At 67.6% G+C, this 17293-nt stretch carries 17 protein-coding genes and 1 pseudogene; 14 read left to right on the forward strand and 4 right to left on the reverse strand.

From position 1 onward, the window contains the following. Positions 1–86: 86 nt before the first annotated feature. Positions 87–1636, reverse strand: a pseudogene (locus RHOFW104R8_RS00010) (oligopeptide:H+ symporter). A 159-nt stretch (positions 1637–1795) separates the two neighbouring features. Here RHOFW104R8_RS00010 and RHOFW104R8_RS00015 point away from each other — a divergent pair. From RHOFW104R8_RS00015 to RHOFW104R8_RS00025, 3 genes are read left to right on the forward strand one after another with little or no spacing between them, the layout of a single operon-like run. Then, entirely contained in the window at positions 1796–2209 is a 414-nt protein-coding gene (locus RHOFW104R8_RS00015) for a ribonuclease domain-containing protein (protein WP_068090467.1), read from the forward strand. Beyond that, a complete protein-coding gene (locus RHOFW104R8_RS00020; protein WP_068090469.1) occupies positions 2206–2646 on the forward strand; it encodes a barstar family protein in 441 nt (146 codons plus the stop codon). Before RHOFW104R8_RS00015 ends, RHOFW104R8_RS00020 begins: the two co-directional genes overlap by 4 nt. 20 nt (positions 2647–2666) lie before the next feature. Next, positions 2667–2912, forward strand: coding sequence for an RNA-binding S4 domain-containing protein (locus RHOFW104R8_RS00025; protein ID WP_068090471.1), 246 nt, complete (start codon positions 2667–2669; stop codon positions 2910–2912). Positions 2913–3035: 123 nt separating this feature from the next. On the opposite strand, the gene RHOFW104R8_RS00030 is transcribed toward RHOFW104R8_RS00025, so the two are convergent. After that, a complete protein-coding gene (locus RHOFW104R8_RS00030) occupies positions 3036–3851 on the reverse strand; it encodes an arylamine N-acetyltransferase (RefSeq protein ID WP_068090473.1) in 816 nt (271 codons plus the stop codon). A gap of 130 nt (positions 3852–3981) precedes the next feature. Between RHOFW104R8_RS00030 and msrA the strand changes: the two genes are divergently transcribed. From msrA to RHOFW104R8_RS00065, 7 genes are all read left to right on the forward strand, one after another. Then, a complete protein-coding gene (gene msrA / locus RHOFW104R8_RS00035) occupies positions 3982–4686 on the forward strand; it encodes a peptide-methionine (S)-S-oxide reductase MsrA (RefSeq protein WP_068090475.1) in 705 nt (234 codons plus the stop codon). Positions 4687–4798: 112 nt separating this feature from the next. After that, a complete protein-coding gene (locus RHOFW104R8_RS00040) occupies positions 4799–6646 on the forward strand; it encodes an ABC transporter ATP-binding protein (protein ID WP_235604422.1) in 1848 nt (615 codons plus the stop codon). Between the two features lie 74 nt (positions 6647–6720). Beyond that, positions 6721–8610, forward strand: coding sequence for a DNA topoisomerase IV subunit B (gene parE / locus RHOFW104R8_RS00045; RefSeq protein WP_068090477.1), 1890 nt, complete (start codon positions 6721–6723; stop codon positions 8608–8610). Positions 8611–8714: 104 nt separating this feature from the next. Further along, positions 8715–9272 (forward strand): sigma-70 family RNA polymerase sigma factor, encoded by a 558-nt coding sequence (locus tag RHOFW104R8_RS00050; RefSeq protein ID WP_068090479.1) that lies wholly within the window; start codon positions 8715–8717, stop codon positions 9270–9272. After that, a complete protein-coding gene (locus tag RHOFW104R8_RS00055) occupies positions 9269–9994 on the forward strand; it encodes an anti-sigma factor domain-containing protein (protein WP_068090481.1) in 726 nt (241 codons plus the stop codon). Before RHOFW104R8_RS00050 ends, RHOFW104R8_RS00055 begins: the two co-directional genes overlap by 4 nt. Positions 9995–10126: 132 nt before the next feature. Next, positions 10127–10705, forward strand: coding sequence for a fasciclin domain-containing protein (locus tag RHOFW104R8_RS00060; RefSeq protein ID WP_407071420.1), 579 nt, complete (start codon positions 10127–10129; stop codon positions 10703–10705). A 99-nt stretch (positions 10706–10804) separates the two neighbouring features. Beyond that, positions 10805–11326, forward strand: coding sequence for a 3-hydroxyanthranilate 3,4-dioxygenase (locus RHOFW104R8_RS00065; protein WP_068090646.1), 522 nt, complete (start codon positions 10805–10807; stop codon positions 11324–11326). A 91-nt stretch (positions 11327–11417) separates the two neighbouring features. Here the strand turns inward: RHOFW104R8_RS00065 and RHOFW104R8_RS00070 are convergent, their stop codons facing one another. Further along, positions 11418–11969, reverse strand: a complete 552-nt coding sequence (locus RHOFW104R8_RS00070) for an NUDIX hydrolase (protein ID WP_068090485.1) — start codon at positions 11967–11969, stop codon at positions 11418–11420. Between the two features lie 162 nt (positions 11970–12131). On the opposite strand from RHOFW104R8_RS00070, the gene RHOFW104R8_RS00075 reads away from it, so the two are divergent. Both RHOFW104R8_RS00075 and RHOFW104R8_RS00080 read left to right on the forward strand, forming a co-directional pair. Next, positions 12132–13616 carry an amino acid permease gene (locus tag RHOFW104R8_RS00075; protein WP_068090486.1) on the forward strand — a complete coding sequence of 495 codons (1485 nt, stop codon included), beginning with the start codon at positions 12132–12134 and terminating at the stop codon, positions 13614–13616. Between the two features lie 69 nt (positions 13617–13685). Then, positions 13686–15164 (forward strand): amino acid permease, encoded by a 1479-nt coding sequence (locus RHOFW104R8_RS00080; protein WP_068090487.1) that lies wholly within the window; start codon positions 13686–13688, stop codon positions 15162–15164. 411 nt (positions 15165–15575) lie between these two features. Here the strand turns inward: RHOFW104R8_RS00080 and RHOFW104R8_RS00085 are convergent, their stop codons facing one another. Continuing rightward, positions 15576–15908, reverse strand: coding sequence for a high-potential iron-sulfur protein (locus RHOFW104R8_RS00085; protein WP_068090489.1), 333 nt, complete (start codon positions 15906–15908; stop codon positions 15576–15578). A gap of 165 nt (positions 15909–16073) precedes the next feature. Here RHOFW104R8_RS00085 and RHOFW104R8_RS00090 point away from each other — a divergent pair, with 165 nt between their 5' ends. Both RHOFW104R8_RS00090 and RHOFW104R8_RS00095 read left to right on the forward strand, forming a co-directional pair. Further along, positions 16074–16724, forward strand: coding sequence for a methylthioribulose 1-phosphate dehydratase (locus tag RHOFW104R8_RS00090; protein WP_068090492.1), 651 nt, complete (start codon positions 16074–16076; stop codon positions 16722–16724). After that, positions 16721–17281 carry an acireductone dioxygenase gene (locus tag RHOFW104R8_RS00095; protein ID WP_068090496.1) on the forward strand — a complete coding sequence of 187 codons (561 nt, stop codon included), beginning with the start codon at positions 16721–16723 and terminating at the stop codon, positions 17279–17281. The genes RHOFW104R8_RS00090 and RHOFW104R8_RS00095 overlap by 4 nt, the downstream gene beginning before the upstream one ends. The last annotated feature ends 12 nt before the right edge of the window (positions 17282–17293 follow it).

A 17293-nucleotide genomic window follows, 5' to 3' on the forward strand; every position in this document is an offset into this window, starting at 1 on the left:
CTTCGGCGTCCTCAAGTCCGGCAAACCGTTCGACCCAATCCTTCATGGGGCTTGATCTCGATAACAGTATCTACGCGAGCGACAACTCAGCCGGAGCGGTAGTTGTCCACCTCGCGATAACGCCGCGCATACAGCGCGAACGCCAGCGCGGCGAGCAACGCGAACGCGGCGAAGAAGAACATCTGGAACGCGGTGACGCTGAGCCCCGAACGCGCGATCGAGCCGGTTACCGCGTCGTTGCGCACCGCCGCGTTGGCCAGCAGTACCCACAGGTTGCCGGCCGTGGTGGTGAGGTTCCAGAAGCTCATCACCACGCCCTTCATCGACGCCGGCACCTGGCTGTAGGCGAACTCCAGCCCGGTCGCCGAGACCAGCACCTCGCCGAAGGTGAGCAGCGCGTACGGCAGCACCTGCCACACGATCGACAGCGGGTCGCCCCCGTCGATCACCACCTGCAGGCCGCCCACCACGATCCAGGCCAGGCTGCTGAACGCGATGCCCGCGGTCATCCGGCGCAGCGCGGTGGGCTCGTAGCCGAGGCGGCGCAGCAGCGGATACAGCACCAGGTTGTTGAACGGGATCAGCACCATCACCAGCAGCGGGTTCAGCGCCTGCATCTGCGCGGGGTGGAACCACGCGGGCATACTCATCTCGCCGCCCTGCACCACCCAGGTCGAAGCCTTCTGGTCGAACAGCGAGAAGAACGGCGTGGTCAGCGCGAAGATCACCAGCACGCGCAGCACATTGCGTGCGCCGTCCACCGCTGCGTCCGGATGCAGGCCGCGGGCCCGCTCCATCTGCAGCCAGGCACCGCCGCCGACGCCGCCGATCAGCGCCACCAGCGCGAGGCAGGCGACGATCACGAAGCCGAGCGAGCCGATCAGGCTGAAGCCGCCCAGCGCCACCAGCACGCCGGCGGCCGCGATCCACAAACCGGGCCGCGCCTGCCCGGGCCGGCGGGTCAGCAGTGCGGTGCGCAGCACCTGCGAGAACGCGTCGGGGTCCGGTGGCGGCGGCGGCAGCATCACGTACTGCCGGCGGCCCAGCCAGAACACCACGGTGGCGATGAACATCAGGCCGCCGGGAATGCCGAACGCCACCGCCGCGCCGAAGTGGTGCAGGAACAGCGGCATCAGCAGCGAGGCGAAGAACGAGCCGAAGTTGATGATCCAGTAGAACGCGTCGAACACCACCTTCGCCAGGTGTTTGTTCGACCGGTCGAACTGATCGCCCATGAACGACGCCACCAATGGCTTGATGCCGCCCGCGCCCAGCGCGATCAGGCCCAGGCCGGTGAAAAAGCCGAGGCGGTTGTGCTCGAAGATCGCCAGGCAGGCATGGCCGAGGCAATACACCAGGCTCATCCACAGCACGGTGTGGTACTTGCCGAAGAAGCGGTCGGCCAGCCAGCCGCCGAGCAGCGGGAAGAAGTACACGCCGATCACGAAGGTATGGAACACGTCCTTCGCCGCCAGCGTGCGCTGGCCTTCGGGCATGTACAGCAGCAAGGTGATCAGGAACGGGTGAGGATGTTGCGCATCCCGTAGAAGGAAAAGCGCTCGCAGCCTTCGTTGCCGATGATGTACGCGATCTGCCGCGGCAGGCGGCCCGCGGTGCGCTCGGGGTTGGTGTTCATGCTCGACTCCGGATCGGGGCGACGCGGTCTCGGCGTCACGCGACCCCGCAGTGTGCGCAATTTCTTGCGATCACGGAACCCCAAACCTCAGCCCGATCGCACCGCCGGCCGCCGCCGCCCTGCTAAGCTCGCGTCGCATCCATCCACCTACGAGTCTGCATGCGCCCACTCAAGCCGCTGATCCTGCTGGCAATCATCATCGTCACGTTGGCGCTCTGGAACCGCCACGGCAGCACGCCGCAACCCGGGATCGCGCCCACCGCCAGCGCGCCCAGCCAAGCATCGGCCACGGCCTCCCCGGCGGACGCGCTGCCGCCCGAGGCGCACGACACGCTGGAGCGAATCGCCCGCGGCGGCCCGTTCGAGCGCAGCCAGGACGGCGCCGTGTTCGGCAACTATGAAGGCCTGCTGCCGAAACAGCCGCGCGGCTACTACCACGAATACACGGTGGCCACGCCGGGCGCGCGCAACCGCGGCGCGCGGCGCATCATCACTGGCGGCACGCCGCCGGTGGTGTGGTACTACACCGACGACCACTACCGCAGCTTCCGCCGCCTCGAGGCGGCCCGATGAACGCGCACGGCTTCGACCTCGACCTGACCCGCTCCAGCCAGAACGGGGTGTACTTCGTCGGCACCGACGACCTGGACCGGCTGGCCCGCGCCGCCGCGCGCGAGGAACTGCGCGTGTGCCGCACCGACCTGGCCGGCTGCCACGGCAAGGACGAACTGCTGCGCCGGCTCGCCGCATCGCTGCAGTTGCCCGCCACGTTCGGCCACAACTGGGACGCGCTGGCCGACTGCCTGCGCGATCTCGGCTGGATGCCGGCCTGGGGCTACGTGCTGCTGTTCGACCATGCCGACCAACTGCTGCAGGCTGCGGAGGCGGACTACAACACCCTGCTCGGCATCCTCGACGACGCCGCCACCTTCGGCGGCGAGCGCGACCTGCCGTGGTTCGCGTTCCTGGCGCTGCCCGACAGCGCTTTCGACGAACACCCTGCCGCCTGATTCCCGCACCCCGGACACCCATGCAAACCATCGACTTTGAACTGGAAGGCGACTACGTCGAACTCAACATGCTGCTCAAGCTGGTCGGCCTGTGCGACAGCGGCGGCGCCGGCAAGGCGATCGTGGCCAGCGGCGCGGTGCACGTCGACGGCGCCATGGAGCTGCGCAAGACCTGCAAGATCCGCGCGGGCCAGGTGGTCGGCATCGACGACGTGGAGATCCACGTGCTGGCTGATCCCCACCCTGCCGACACGCGCCTCGGGTAGGAGCCCGCTCGCGGGCGATGCCCTGCTTTTGCGAATCCCGGCTTTCAACAGACGAATGTCTGGTCATCCCGGCTGCAAGAGCATCGCCCGCGAGCGGGCTCCTACCTTTCCCGGCGATACGGGTCAGCCCGGCAATTGACCCAGGCGCCGGTCCAGCGCCTCGCCGGGCGGCAGGCGCAACAGGAACTCTTCTTCCAGCGCGTGGCGGATGTCGGCCACGCCATCCAGTACGTACCGCACGGGCTCCTGGCCGAGCCAGCGCACGGTGTACTCGTGGTTGAGCAGGCTCATGCGCCGGTCGGCGGTGGTGCGCGCCACGATCAGGTTGCTCGGGAAGCGCGACGCCGGGTGCGTGGACACGTAATGGTTGGCCACCACGTAGTCGATCATCTGGCTGGGCCGCAGGTCGAAACGGTACAGCGTCAGCCACTGTCCACGCACCAGCGACTGCATGCGCCAGTCGCCGTCGCGCACGACCAGCCGGAACGGTTCGTGGCCGGTCGGCTGCTCGATGTCGGCCTGCAGGCGCAGGGCGCCGGTCAGCACCTGGTTGCCGAAGCCGACGTCCGCCAGCCAGCTTTCGCCGCCCAGATCGACGCGCAGCAGCATGTGGGTCTGCGCGGTGACGGCATCTTCCGGGTGCTGCCACAGCACGCGTGCGATCAGCCCCGACACTTCGAAGCCGATCGTCCGCAGCGCCGCGGCGAACAGCAGGTTCTGCTCGAAGCAGTAGCCGCCGCGGCCGTCGTGCACCAGTTTCCGCTCCAGCGCCGGCGTATCCAGTTCGACCGGCAGGCCCAGCAGCGGGTTGAGGTTCTCGAACGGGATCGCGGCCACGTGCGCCACCGCCAGGCCGCGCAAGGTGGCCACGTCGACGGCAACGTCGCCGCGCCAGCCGATACGCCCCAGATAGGCGCCCAGGTCGATGGAACCATGCATTCCGTGCTCCTTGAAGGTCGACTGGCCGTGATGGTACCGGGCCGGTCGATGCGGTACAGGTAACCGGTGGCACACGGCCGGCGAAGGACAGGTATCGGACCACCCGATGACCATTCCGGCGAGGCGCAGCATGATCCGTCGCAGCACATTCCAGGTCCTGTCGCTGGCCGCCCTGCTGATGCTGGGCGCGAGCGCGTGCCAGCCGGTGTCCGCCGCCAGCGGCGCGCTCACGGCGCCGACGGTCGATGCCCCGAAGGCCACCGTCCACGGCGAGCAGGTCGCGGTGCTGGCCGGCGGCTGCTTCTGGGGCGTCGAAGCGGTGTTCGAGCACGTCAAGGGCGTGCATGAGGTGGTCGCCGGCTATTCCGGCGGCAACGCCGCCAGCGCGCATTACGGCGAGGTCAGCGACGGCGATACCGGCCACGCCGAATCGGTGCAGGTGCACTACGACCCGGCCGAGGTCAGCTACGGCACGCTGCTGCGGGTGTTCTTCTCAGTCGCGCTCGACCCCACCGAACTGAACCGGCAGGGCCCCGACGTGGGCAGCCAGTACCGCTCGGTGATCTTCTACGGCAACGACGAGCAGAAACGCATCGCCGGCGCGTATATCGCGCAACTCGCCGCGGCCAAAGCCTTCCCCGCACCGATCGTGACCCAGCTGGTGCCGCTGCAGGCGTTCTACCCGGCCGAGGCGTACCACCAGCACTATTTCCAGCACCACCCGGACAACCCGTACATCGTTTTCAACGACGCGCCAAAGGTGGCGCGCCTGCAGCGCTTGTTCCCGACGCTGTACCAGCCGGACCGGCAGGTCGTGGAAGTCCGGCTGCACTGACTTGCCCGCACCGACATGCCCGGGGCGACACGCCCCGTCTTGCGCGAAGCGGCACAGCCCCCATCTCGGGAGTTCCGCGCAAGCCGCGCCGACGACCTGACGACGTCACCACGTGCCGCCCCACCATTCCGCCGAACCCGCCGAATCGACCGAACTCACCCGCAGTTTCCTGGGCGTGTTCCGCTACAGCGGGCGCGCGCTGGAACTGGTGTGGAGCACCAGCCGGCCGCTGACCATCGCGCTGGCGCTGCTGACCCTGGTCGCCGGCCTGCTGCCGGCCGGCGTGGCGTACGTCGGCGCGCACATCGTCGATGCGGTGGTGAACGCCAGCAAGGCATGGACCGCCAGCGGCCGTGCCTCCCTGCGCCCGGTGTTCGAATGGGTGGCGCTGGAAGGCGTGCTGGTGGCCGCGCTGGCCGGTGCGCAGCGCGGGCTGTCGATGTGCCAGTCGCTGCTGCGCGCGCAACTGGGGCAGCGTGTCAACGTGATGATCCTGGAGAAGGCGCTGACGCTGCAGCTGGCGCACTTCGAGGATTCGGAGTTCTACGACAAGCTCACCCGCGCCCGCCGCGAGGCGTCCAGCCGGCCGCTGTCGCTGGTGACGCGCACGTTCGGGCTGGGCCAGAACGCGATTTCGCTGCTCAGCTACGGCAGCCTGCTGCTGCAGTTCTCGCCGTGGGCGGTGGCCGTGCTGCTGCTGGCCGGGCTGCCGGCATTCTTCGCCGAGACGAAATTCTCCGGCGACGCGTTCCGGCTGTTCCGCTGGCGCTCGCCGGAAACGCGCATGCAGCTGTACCTGGAAACCGTGCTGGCGCGCGAGGACCACGCCAAGGAAGTGAAGCTGTTCGGCCTCGGCCCGCTGCTGCTGGGCCGCTACCGCGGCATCTTCGACAAGCTCTACCGCGACGACCGCGACCTCACCGTGCGCCGCGAGAGTTGGGGCTTCGGGCTGGGCCTGCTCGGCACGCTCACGCTGTACGGCGCGTATGCATGGATCGCCGCCAGCACCGTTGTCGCGCGCATCACGCTGGGCCAGATGACGATGTACCTGATGCTGTTCCGCCAGGGCCAGTCGGCGGTGTCGGCGATGCTGTCGGCGATCGGCGGCATGTACGAGGACAACCTGTACCTGTCGACCCTGTACGAATACCTGGAAACCCCGGTGCCGCCTTCGCCGGGTATCGCGCAACGCGGCGCGAAGCCCGACGACGGCATCCGCTTCGAGCACGTCGGCTTCACCTACCCCGGCGCCGGCGAGCCCACGCTGCACGACATCAACCTGCACATCCGTCCCGGCGAATCGCTGGCCCTGGTCGGCCAGAACGGCTCGGGCAAGACCACCCTGATCAAGCTGCTGACCCGGCTGTATACGCCGGACAGCGGCCGTATCCTGCTCGACGGCACCGACCTGCGCGAGTGGGACGATGCCACCCTGCTGCAGCGCATCGGGGTGATCTTCCAGGATTTCGCGCGCTACCAGATGCGCGTGGGCGAAAACGTGGGCGCCGGCGACGTCCGCCACTTCGAGGACGCCACGCGCTGGCGCGAGGCCGCCGACAAGGGCATGGCCAGCGAGTTCATCGACAGCCTGCCGGCCGGCTTCGAGACCCAGCTCGGCAAGTGGTTCAACGACGGCCGCGAACTGTCCGGCGGGCAGTGGCAGAAGATCGCGCTGGCGCGCGCCTTCATGCGCTCGCGCGCCGACATCCTGGTGCTGGACGAACCCACCGCAGCGATGGACGCGCAGGCCGAGGCGACCATCTTCGAGCACTTCCGCGAACTGGCCGGCAACCGCATCGCGATCCTGATCTCGCACCGCTTCTCCACCGTGCGCATGGCCGACCAGATCATCGTGATCCAGGACGGCCGCATCGTCGAGCACGGCAGCCACGAGCAGCTGATGGCGCTGGGCGGCCACTATGCGCACCTGTTCTCGCTGCAGGCGCAGGGCTACCGCTGATCCGCCCAGTCGGCTTGACCATCGCCGCCCGCGCGCCCCATGCTTTGTCGTCTTGTCTGGATCGAAACACACGCATGAGCAGTCGCTACAACGCCGCCGACATCGAAGTCCTCTCCGGCCTGGATCCGGTCAAACGCCGCCCCGGCATGTACACCGACACCACCCGCCCGAACCACCTGGTGCAGGAAGTGGTGGACAACTCGGTGGACGAGGCGCTGGCCGGCCACGCGAAGACCATCGAGGTCGTGCTGCACGACGACGGCTCGGTGGAAGTGAGCGACGACGGCCGTGGCATGCCGGTGGACATCCATCCCGAGGAAGGCGTCTCCGGCGTCGAGCTGATCATGACCCGGCTGCATGCGGGCGGTAAGTTCAGCGGCAAGAACTACAACTTCTCCGGCGGCCTGCATGGCGTCGGCGTGTCGGTGGTCAATGCGCTGTCCGACCGGGTCGAGGTGACGATCCGACGCGACGGCTCCGAATACCGGATGGTGTTCGCCCACGGCGACAAGGTCAGCCCGCTGGAAGTGATCGGCACGGTGCCGAAGCGGCGCACCGGCACCACCTTGCGCTTCTGGCCGGAAGCGAAGTATTTCGACTCGCCGAAGATCTCGCTGCCCAAGCTCAAGCACCTGCTGCGCGCCAAGGCGGTGCTGTGCGCGGGCCTCAACGTGAAGCTCACCGACGCGGTCTCGGGCGAAGTCGTCGAGTGGCACTACGAGGACGGCCTGCGCGACTACCTGCGCGGCGAACTCGACGGCATCGAAGCGCTGCCGAACGAGCTGTTCGTGCACCACATGGCGCGCGACGTCGAAGGCCTGGAAGTGGCGCTGGCCTGGCTGCCGGAAGGCGATCTGGTGCAGGAGAGCTACGTCAACCTGATCCCCACCGCGCAGGGCGGCACCCACGTCAACGGCCTACGCTCGGGCCTCACCACCGCGGTCCGCGAGTTCTGCGACATCCGCAACCTGCTGCCACGCGGCGTGAAGCTGGCGCCGGAAGACGTGTGGGAGCGGCTGTCGTTCGTGCTGTCGGCGCGGTTGCAGGATCCGCAGTTCGCCGGCCAGACCAAGGAGCGGCTGTCCTCGCGGCAGACCGCCGGCATGGTCGAGAACGTCATCCACGATGCCTTCAGCCTGTGGCTCAACCAGAACGTGGAGATGGGCGAGCGGATCGCCCAGCTGGCGATCGAGCGCGCCAGCGCGCGGCTGAAGGCCGCCAAGCAGATCGTCCGCAAGAAGATCACCCAGGGCCCGCAACTGCCCGGCAAGCTGGCCGACTGCACCGCCACCGACCTCAGCCGCACCGAGCTGTTCCTGGTCGAGGGCGACTCCGCCGGCGGCAGCGCCAAGCAGGCGCGCGACAAGGAGTTCCAGGCGATCCTGCCGCTGCGCGGCAAGATCCTCAACACCTGGGAAGTCGAATCCACCTCGGTGCTGGCCTCGGAGGAAGTGCACAACCTGGCCGTGGCGATCGGCTGCGACCCGGGCAAGGACGACCTGTCCGGCCTGCGCTACGGCAAGGTGATCATCCTCGCCGACGCCGACTCCGACGGCCTGCACATCGCTACCCTGCTGTCCGCGCTGTTCCTCAGGCATTTCCCGAAGCTGGTCGGCGAGGGCCACGTGTTCGTGGCGATGCCGCCGCTGTTCCGCGTCGACGTGGGCAAGCAGGTGTTCTATTGCCTCGACGAAAGCGAGAAGGAAGCGATGCTGCAGCGGATCGAGCGCGAGAAGATGAAGGGCGCGGTCAGCACCACCCGCTTCAAGGGCCTGGGCGAGATGAACCCGCCGCAGCTGCGCGAGTCCACCATCCATCCCGACACCCGCCGGCTGGTGCAGCTCACCGTGGACGACGGCGACGGCACTGCGCGCATCATGGACCTGCTGCTGGCGAAGAAACGCGCCGGCGACCGCAAGTCCTGGCTGGAAGAAAAGGGCGACCTGGCGACACTGGAAGTCTGAATAACCGGGCCGCTTGCCGCCGTCCCATGCAGCCCTCATGCTGGCGGCATGACGCTCCCCGCCCAGCCTACCCATGGCCTTCCCGAAAGCGGGGCCGCAAACCCGTGAGCGCCGGCAGCCCCGCCGCACGCGAGGAACTCAACGAGCTGTTGATTCGTGCAGGCCGCGGCGACCAACAGGCATTCGCGGCGCTGTACCAACGCACCTCGTCGAAATTGTTCGGCGTGTGCCTGCGCATGCTGCGCGAACGCGGCGAAGCCGAAGAAGTGCTGCAGGAAACCTATATCGCGGTGTGGCGCCGCGCCGCCAGTTTCGACGACGGCAAGGCGAGCGCGATCACCTGGCTGGTAACGCTTGCGCGGAACAAGGCGATCGATCGGCTGCGCCAGCATCGCGAGGAACAACTGGACCCGCTGCAGCTGGAAGAAACCGCCGACGGCCAACCCACGCCGGCCGCCGACGCCGAAACCAGCCAGGAGCACCAGCGCCTGCAACGATGCCTGGATGCGCTGGAACCGCGCCAGCGCAGCGCCGTGCGTGAAGCCTTTTTCACCGGCGCGACGTATAACGAACTGGCGGCGCGCTGCCGGATACCGCTGGGCACCATGAAAAGCTGGATCCGCCGCAGCCTGCTGCAATTGCGCACGTGCCTGGAGCAATGAACACACCCGCCGACCACCGCGACGACGACCTGCGCCATGCCGAGTACGTGCTCGGCGTGCTGGATGCCGCTGCGCGCGCAGCGGTGGAGCGGGAAATCCGCGACGACCCGCAGGCCGCCGCCGCGGTCGCCGCGTGGCAACGCCGTCTGGCGCCGCTCGCCGACGAAGTCGAGGCGAGCACTCCGGCACCTTATGTCTGGGCACGGATCCACGATGCGCTGCAGCTCGCTGCGCCGGCGGCGCCACGACCGCGCCCCAGCCTGTGGAACAACCTGCACCTGTGGCGCTGGCTCGGCCTCGGCGCCAGCGTGGTGGCGGCGGCCAGCGTGGTGGTCATGCTGGTGCAACCGCACCGGGCGGCCGTGCCAACCACGACCCGTGCCGGCTACATGGCCGCTGCCATCGAACAGGACAACGGCGTCACCGGCTGGACCGCCACGATGGACCTGCAGCACGCAAGGATGATCGTGGTGCCGGCCACACCGGTTGCGTTTGCGCCGGGACGCACGCCCCAGTTGTGGCTGATCCCGCCGGGGGAGAAGCCCATTTCGCTGGGGGTGATCGCGCGCGACAGACCCACGTCCATCGCGTTGCGCGCCGATCTGCTCGCGCGCCTCGATACCAGGGCCCTGCTGGCCGTTTCGGTGGAACCGAGCGGCGGCTCACCCACCGGCCAGCCCACCGGCCCGGTGGTGGCCAAGGGCGCGATCGGCGGCGCCTGACCTCACGGTTGCGCACCGGGCCGTCGCCGGCTGCGTCTTTTTTCGTTCCGCCTGCATCCGGCGACATCGCCGCCCCGTATCTCCATGCGCTTCCGATCCGCGAAGCGGACACCACTGGAGAACACGATGAAGATCCAACAGCACATGCACACCCTTGCCATCGGCCTGGCGCTGGCATTGACCGCGGCGGCCGTGACGCCGATCGCCATGGCCGGCCCGATGAGCATGGAGAAAACCGTCATGGTCGGTGGCGCGGCCATGTACCCGTCGAAGAACATCATCCAGAACGCGGTCAACTCGAAGGATCACACCACCCTGGTCGCCGCGGTGAAGGCCGCCGGCCTCGTCGACACGCTGTCGGGCCCCGGTCCGTTCACCGTGTTCGCGCCGACCGACGAGGCGTTCGCCGCCCTGCCCGCCGGTACCGTCGACAACCTGCTGAAACCGGAGAACAAGGCCACGCTCGCCAAGATCCTCACCTACCACGTCGTGGCCGGCCGCCTGACCGCGCACGACCTGGCGGCCAAGGTCGCCGCCAGTGGCGGCAAGGCCAGGCTGAAGACCGTCGAGGGCGACTGGATCACCGCGAGCAGGGACGGCGACGGCTGGGCGCTCACCGACGACAAGGGCAACGTCGCCCACGTCAGCATCGGCGACGTGATGCAGTCCAACGGCGTGATCCACGTGATCGACAAGGTACTGATGCCGTAGGCCCGGCATGTCGCCAGCCGCCCGGCTTCCCGCCAGGGCGGCTTTTTTTGCAGTTGCGGCAGCGCTATGGTGTTCGCCACTTTTCCGGGAACCGCCACCATGGCCTTGCTGCCGCCCATCGACCTGCAGCGCTGGATCGACGAGCACCGCCACCTGCTGAAGCCGCCGGTGGGCAACAAGTGCATCGTCGACGGCGACTTCATCGTCATGATCGTGGGCGGTCCCAACGCGCGCACCGACTACCACCACGACGAAGGCCCGGAGTTTTTCTACCAGATCGAGGGCGAGATGGTGCTGAAGGTGCAGGACGAGGGCCACGCGCGCGACATCCCGATCCGCGCCGGCGAGATGTTCTACCTGCCGCCGCGCGTGCCGCATTCGCCGCAGCGCATGCCGGCGTCGATCGGGCTGGTGATCGAGCGCCGCCGCACCGCCGGCGAAAAGGACGGCCTGCTGTGGTTCTGCGAGCGCTGCAACCACCAGCTGTACGAGGAATACTTCGTGCTCGACAGCATCGAGCACGATTTCCCGCCGGTGTTCGACCGCTTCTACGGCTCGCGCGAATCGCGCACCTGTAGCGCCTGCGGCCACCTCAACCCCGCGCCGGCGAAGTACCTGTAGGAGCGCAGCCTGTCCGCAAGGGACTTCCTTCGGTCGTGCGCGATGCTCTGATGTCGATCAGAGCCAGGAGCATCGCGGACAGGCTGCGCTCCTACAGCAAGCGCCCCAACCACTTGCGCGCCATGCGCCGCAACGAGGGGTCGAGGCCGTCGTCGGCAGCCACGTCTCTCACTGCCCGCCACGCCAGCGCACGGGATTCCTGGTTGATCGTGAAGCGCTCGTCCGCTCCCGCGCGCACCACATGACGCACGTCGTAATGCCAGTGTCCAGGTTCGTTCGCACGGGCCGCGATGCGGTGCCGGTCGAGGTCGAAGACGCCGCCTTCGATGCGCAGGCCAGCCACGCCGGTTTCCTCCTGCGCCTCGCGCAATGCCACCCGCGCCAGGTCCGCGTCGCCATCGGCATGGCCGCCCGGCTGCAGCCAGCGATCCAGCTTGCGGTGGTGCATCAGCAACACGCGCTCGCCATCCGCACTCACCAGCCAGGCCGAGCCGGTGAAGTGGCCCACGGCATGGCTGCGTTCGAACACCGCTGCGTGCGAGGCGAGGAAAACATCGAAGTCGGCAACCACCTCGAACTCCTCCGGATGGCGTGCGAGATAGTCGTCCAGCGCAGCGGCAAGTGGGGGAAGAATGGGAGACATGACTTGTGGCAGGGGATGCGGGGGGCCTCGTCGATTCTAGCTGCATCGCAACTTGTACCCCTCCAGACGCTCCGCTATGGTTGGCCGTCCGTCGGCTCTCGCGTCCATCTTCGTCGCGTTTTTGTTCGAGCGCGACGTCGTCGTTTCCCGGGGAGCCACTGCATGCTGTTCAAGCGCATCAAGCCGATCGACCAGATCATCGCCACGGCCGAGAAGAAGAGCCTCACCCGCCAGCTCGGCGCCTTCCAGCTCACCATGCTCGGCATCGGCGCGATCATCGGCACCGGCATCTTCGTGCTCACCGCGGAAGCGGGCCAGAAGGCCGGCCCCGGCATGATGGTTTCCTTCGTGATCGCGGCAGTGGTCTGTGCGCTCGCCGCGCTCGCCTACGCCGAGCTGGCTTCGATGGTGCCGGTGGCCGGCTCGGCCTACACCTATACCTACGGCGTGCTCGGCGAGAGCGCCGCCTGGGTGGTGGGCTGGGCGCTGGTGCTGGAATACACCATCGCGGCGAGCACGGTCTGCGTGGGCTGGGCCGGCTACGTCAACGGACTGCTGGCCCATGCCGGCTACGGCCTGCCCACGTTCCTGCGCGTGGGACCCATGGACGGCGGCAGCTTCAACCTGCTGGCCTGCCTGATCGGCCTGGCCGTCACCTTTCTGCTGGTGATCGGCACCTCGAAGTCGGCCAAGGTCAACACCGTGCTGGTGCTGATCAAGATCACCGCACTGATCGTCTTCATCTTCATCGCGCTGCCGGCGGTGAAGGATCCGAACTTCAAGCCCTTCGTTCCCAATGGCTGGGGCAGCCCGATGGGTGGCCTCGGCGTGCTCGGCGCAGCAGCCTCCATCGTCTTCGCCTACATCGGTTTCGATGCCGTCTCCACCGCGGCCGAGGAAACCAAGAACCCGAACCGCAACATCCCGATCGGCCTGATCGGCTCGCTGGGCGTGTGCACCGTCTTCTACCTGCTGGTGAGCTACGCCGCGGTGGGATCGGTGGGGGCGCAGCCCATGCTGGGCCCGGACGGCGCGGCGCTGCAACCCGGCACCCCGGAATTCGCGGCAGCCTGCCAGAGTTCGCAGGCGCTGGTGTGCAGCAAGGAGGCGCTGGCCCACGTGCTGCGCCTGCTCCACCACGACCAGCTGGGCAACCTGATCGGCTTCGCCGCCAGCATCGCGCTGCCGTCGGTGATCCTCACCATGACTTACGGCCAGACGCGCATCTTCTTCACCATGGCGCGCGACGGCCTGCTGCCGGGCTCGCTGGCGAAGATCCATCCGCGCTTCCATACGCCCCACGTCATCACCCTGATTACCGGCACCTTCGTCTCGCTGTTCGGCGCGCTGTTCCCGGTGGGCATCCTGGCCGACATCACCAATTCGGGCACGCTGTTCGCGTTCATGATGGTGGCGCTGGGCGTGCTGATCCTGCGCCGCACCCAGCCCGACCGCCCGCGCCCGTTCCGCACCCCGCTGCCGTGGCTGGTTTGCCCGCTGGCCGTGATCGGCTGCCTGCTGCTGTTCCTCAACCTGTCCGAGAAGGCCATCGCCACCTTCTTCGTGTGGGGCACCATCGGTCTGGTGGTCTACCTCCTGTACGGCTACCGCAAGAGCAACCTGGCCCGCGGTATCGAGTCGGACTGATCTTGCGCCCGTGAACCGCCACGCCACCGGCACGACGCGTGTCGTGCCGTCTTCACGCCCGGAAGCCCCATGCTCAAGCAACTGCTCGCCCGCAAGACCGATTTCAACGAACCCGACGACACGCACGGCCCCACGCTGCGCCGTACCCTCGGACCCTGGGGCCTGACCGCCCTCGGCATCGGCGCGGTGATCGGCGGTGGCATCTTCGTGATCACCGGCCAGGCGGCGGCCGACCATGCCGGGCCGGCGGTGATCCTGTCCTTCATCCTGGCGGCGATCTGCAGCACGTTCACCGCGCTGTGCTACGCCGAGTTCGCCACGCTGATCCCGGTTTCCGGCAGCGCCTACTCCTACGCCTATGCCACCCTGGGCGAGCTGATGGCCTGGTTCATCGGCTGGAACCTGGTGCTGGAATACGGCGTGTCCGCCTCCGCGGTGGCGGTGAGCTGGACCGGCTACTTCCTCAGCCTGCTCGACCACGTCGGGCATGCCTTCAACATGGACCTGAGCCTGCCCACGGCGCTGACCCGGGCGCCGCTGGCGTTCACCGCCGACCACCACCTGGTTGCCACCGGGGCGCTGTTGAACCTGCCGGCAGTGGTGCTGATCATGCTGCTGACCTGGATCTGCTACGTCGGCATCCGCGAGTCGAGCCTGGCCAACGCCGCGATGGTGGCGCTCAAGGTCGGCCTCATCACCCTGGTGATCGTGGTCGGCTGGCGCTACGTCGACCCGTCCAACTGGCACCCGTTCGTGCCCGAGTCGCAGGGCCACTACAAGTACGGCTGGGACGGCGTGCTGCGCGGCGCGGCGATGGTGTTCTTCGCCTACATCGGCTTCGAAGCCACCTCGGTGGCCGCGCAGGAGTCGCGCAACCCGCAGCGCGACCTGCCGATCGGCATCCTCGCCTCGCTGGCGATCTGCACCGTGCTGTACATCGCGATGGCCGCGGTGATGACCGGCCTGACCTCGTACACCCTGCTCGGCACCGACGAGCCGGTGGTGACTGCCCTGCACGGGCATCCGCAACTGGAATGGCTGCGCTGGCTGGTGGAGGTCGGCGCGCTGCTCGGCCTGTCGTCGGTGGTGCTGGTGATGGTCATCGCGCAGCCGCGCATCTTCATGATCATGGGCCGCGACGGCATGCTGCCGAAGGTATTCACCCGGATCCACCCGCGCTACCGCACGCCGCACCTCAACACGCTGATCACCGGTGCCGGCATCTCCCTGCTCGCGGCGGTCTTTCCGCTGGACGTGCTGGGCGACCTGGTGTCGATGGGCACGCTGATCGCGTTCATCGCCGTCTGCGCCGGCGTGTGGATCCTGCGGCATACCCGGCCGGAGCTGCCGCGCACCTTCCGCGTGCCGTTCGCGCCGGTGATCTGCACGCTCGGCATCCTCAGCTGCCTCGCCCTGCTGTCCACCATGGCCTGGTACAACTGGACGCTGATGGTGGTCTGGACGTTCATCGGCCTGCTGGTCTATTTCGGCTACAGCCTCCGGCACAGCCACCTGCGCGGCGCGGCAACGGACGCCACCTCGCCCTGACGCATAATTTCGTCGAATATCGTCGAAAAAACGCCATTTACCGACAGGTGTCGGGAATGATGCTTATCCGCAGGAACTGCAAAAATTTTCGGGAAATCTCGAAATCAATGGAATATTTCTTTATATTTCAAGGTGTTAACGAGAATTTTCCAAGAGAAATCCCGGGATCGGTCGCCCATTCGGCGAACTCGGGAGTATCATCCTCAGTCCGCGGGTTGATCACTTGGCAGTGGGCCCCGGATCGCGGCTCGGCGCGTCAGGTGGGTAGCTCCTCGACCTGATGTGTCCGGGCCGCACTTTTGTCTGCGCACCGGACTGCATCACGCCCCACCAGGCCGCCTCTTCCGGAACACGACAACAAAAAGGCCGGCGATGAGCCGGCCTTTCCATGCGATTCGCGGCAAGGTGTGATCAGGCTTTCTTCGGCGTGTGCGACACGCACCAGCCCTTCGCATTCACCGACTTGCCCGGGAACAGCTGGCACGGACCGCGACCGGTGGCGCCGCCCGTGTAGAACTGGCAATTGGTGCAGTCGTCGCCGGCCTTGTACTTCGCGTTGGTGGTCTTGGTGGCGTCTTCCACATAGCCCAGTGCCTTCGCGGTCGGATCCGACTCGCTCACCGGCGGCAGGTCCGCCGCCCGCGCAAAGCGCGGCAAACCACCCATCACCACGGCTGCCGCCGTGGTGCCGGCGGCCACCTTGAGGAACCGGCGACGCGATTCGACATCTTGTTCTTTCGACATGGGCAAGCCTCCGTCGTGATCTGTCCGGCACACCCTGCACCGGATTCGCGCCGATGTTACGCCCGCCATGTCAATTTTTCCTGACTTGCGAGAATGGCTCTCATTCCTGTCGGGCCGCAGATCGGCGCATGGTATAGTCCAAGCTCATTTGGACGTCCAAACTGCATGAGCCAGACCCTGCCCTCCGCCGTTCCCGCCAGCCTGTTCGAGCAACGCGCCGACGCCATCGCCGAGGCCGCACGCGAGTTGTCGGCGCTGGGCTGGACGCCGGCAACCAGCAGCAACTTCTCGATGCGGGTCGATGCCGATCACGCGGCGATCACCGTCTCGGGCAAGCACAAGGGACGGCTGGGCCGCGACGACATCATGCTGATCGACCTGGACGGCAATCCGGTCGGCACCGACGCCCGCCCCAGCGCCGAAACGGCGCTGCACACCCAGATCTACCGGCGCTGGCCGGAGGTGAACGCGGTGCTGCATACCCATTCGCACGTGCAGAGCGTAGCCTCGCGGCTGTTCGCCGGCGGCGGTGTGATCCGGCTGCAGGGCTGGGAGCTGCAGAAGGCGATCACGGGCTACCACACCCACGAGAGCGTGCTGGAGATCCCGGTGTTCCCGAACACCCAGCGCATGCCCGAACTGGTGGCCCGGGTCGACGCCTGGCTGGACGCGGGCAAGCCGTTGCACGCCTACCTGATCGACGGCCACGGCATCTACACCTGGGGCCGCGACATGGCCGAGACCCGGCGCCACCTGGAAGCGCTGGAGTTCCTGCTCGGCTGCGAACTTGACCTGAAAAGACTGAGGGCATCATGAGCCGATTGCGCATCTTCGACGAAACCCGACCGCAATCGCCGCTGGCGGCGATCGACGAGCACGCCGCGATCGCCGCGGAACTCGGCAAGGTGGGCGTTCGCTTCGAGCGGTGGGAGGCGAGCCAGCCGATCGCGCCCGGTGCCAGCCAGGACGAGGTGATCGCCGCCTACCGCGGCGACATCGACCACCTGATGCGCGAGGAAGGCTACCAGGCCGTGGACGTGATCAGCCTCGCCCCGGATCACCCCGACCGCGCCGCGCTGCGCCAGAAATTCCTCAGCGAACACACCCACAGCGAGGACGAGGTGCGTTTCTTCGTCGCCGGCTCCGGCCAGTTCACCCTGCATCTCGGCGGCAAGGTCTACGACATCCTGTGCGAACAGGGCGACCTGATCGGCGTACCCGACGGCACCCGCCACTGGTTCGACATGAGCGAGGCACCGTACTTCGTGGCGATCCGGCTGTTCACCAACAAGGAAGGCTGGGTGGCCAACTTCACCGGCGACGACATCGCGCAGCGTTTCCCGCGGATGCAGCCCACCCGGGAAAGCGTGTGATACCGCCGGCCC

This window comes from Rhodanobacter sp. FW104-R8 (assembly GCF_001617365.1).
Classification (GTDB): Bacteria; Pseudomonadota; Gammaproteobacteria; order Xanthomonadales; family Rhodanobacteraceae; genus Rhodanobacter.